This window comes from Komagataeibacter ossonobensis (genome assembly GCF_057359305.1).
The window spans coordinates 1-1654 of sequence record NZ_JBXAYQ010000107.1 but is presented as its reverse complement, the minus strand read 5'-3'; the positions used below and the strand labels follow the sequence as shown (position 1 = coordinate 1654).

Sequence of the window (1654 nt, the reverse complement as noted above, 5' to 3'; positions counted from 1 at the left end):
ATAAATACCGGAGCGGTCTGAAACACAACCCATGCTGTTCGTGAAGGAGTGTCTCTCATGGCTTACACATCTTCCCCGGAAGCACAGCAAAGAGAACTTGATGAGCTTCGCAATGCTGTAAACTGCGCCGTTGTGCTGGAGAAAGCCGGGTTCCGGCTGGATCGGCAGGCCACCGCGCAGCGTTCCGCCCGTAACCTGAAATTTCGCCGTGACAGTGAGGCCATTATTGTCAATCACGATGGCAAGGGCTGGTGGGACCCGAAAGGCGACGGCAAGGGCGATGTCTTCAAGCTTGTCCAGTATCTCGATCCCTCGAAGAACCTCGGTCATGTCAGGCAGGAACTTCGCGCCCTGATCGGCAGGAGCCCGACGCTCGAAGTTATCGAGCGTACGAAGGGAGCCGTTGACAGACCGCGGCGCGATCCCGCTGAACTGTGGAGCCGTCGTGCCGCACCCGGGCCGGGGACGGCTGCATGGCGCTATCTGACGGAGATCCGTGGGTTGCCCGACCATATTGTCGCGATTGCCGGACAGCAGGGGGCGCTGAAGGAAGGCCCGCACGGAACCGCCTGGTTTGGCCACCGGGATGCGGACGGGCAGTTCACCGGCATGGAAATGCGGGGGCCGGATTACAAGGGGTTCTCGACGGGCGGCGTTGGCAAGCGTCTCTTTGGTTTCCGGGCCGACGGGGGAGAAGAACCCGTGACGCGCCTTGTCGTCACCGAGGCAGCCATTGACGCATTGTCCTTTGCAGCACTCGATCGCTTTCCGAAGGGAACGCTCTATACCTCGACGGGTGGCGGCATGAGCCCAGAGAGCGAAGCGAACCTGAAACGGGTCATGATGCAGGTCGCCGCCCAGCCTGACGCGCGACTGGTTGTTGCCGTTGATAATGACCTGCAGGGGGATCGTTATGCCGGGAAATTCGCTGCGATGGCACAGGACGTCGGTCTCTGGTCGGGACGAATATCTCCGAAGGGGCCGGGAGAGGACTGGAATGCGGTCCTGAGGACCCGCAGGGAAGGAATGCAGGCAGGTTCTGTTCCCGTTGCGCCCTTGTGCCGCCTGTCCGAAGTCCTGGGTTCAGGGTCGAAAGCACAGCCGGAGACGGTGTCTCCGTCATGGCTGGGTCAGGCCGAGGCGCACGGCACGCAGCGGCCGCAGGTTTCGGCTCCCTTATTGCCTGCGCCGTCTGAACCTGTGGGGAAGCCTGCTGGACCACGTTCAGGTTCATCACCGGGGATGTCCTTGTGAACCAGCGTGAATCCTTTGGGCTTACCCGGGCAGACGGCATCGTGGGCTGCAGGCTTTGTCCAGACATATGCAGGCCTGTGTGCATGCCCGAATGGCTCTGCCGGGGGGCGACGGATGCGCGGAATTACGTAGCGCGTCGATTGCGGGGAACGCGCGGCTTCGATGGCTCGAGACCGGGCTATCGAAGGCCGCATCATCTCTTCACCGATGATTACGGGATGATCGTCATTTACGGATGGCGTGCCACAGAGGTGGGCGCCGAACGATCCTGCGCGCAGGATCATCTCACACAGGAGAGGGTCATGGGATCTGTTTCAGACTATGCGGATTGGGGGATCGCGCGTCTGGCGATGAAGGCAGACCTTTCGCGGACGTTTGCCCGGTCGCGCCCGGCCCGGAG

1 protein-coding gene is annotated in these 1654 nt (G+C 61.9%); it reads left to right on the top strand.

Annotation, left to right across the window (positions count from 1 at the left end; genetic code table 11):
- Nucleotides 1-57 precede the first annotated feature (57 nt).
- Nucleotides 58-1254: a DUF3991 and TOPRIM domain-containing protein gene (locus tag AC1RQ9_RS18815; RefSeq protein ID WP_217420551.1), complete on the top strand. Its 1197-nt coding sequence runs from the start codon at nt 58-60 to the stop codon at nt 1252-1254.
- Nucleotides 1255-1654 lie beyond the last annotated feature (400 nt).

Excerpts from the sequence above, each read along its gene's own strand:
- AC1RQ9_RS18815 (WP_217420551.1), top strand. The coding sequence starts at position 58 with ATGGCTTACACATCTTCCCCGGAAGCACAGCAAAGAGAACTTGATGAG.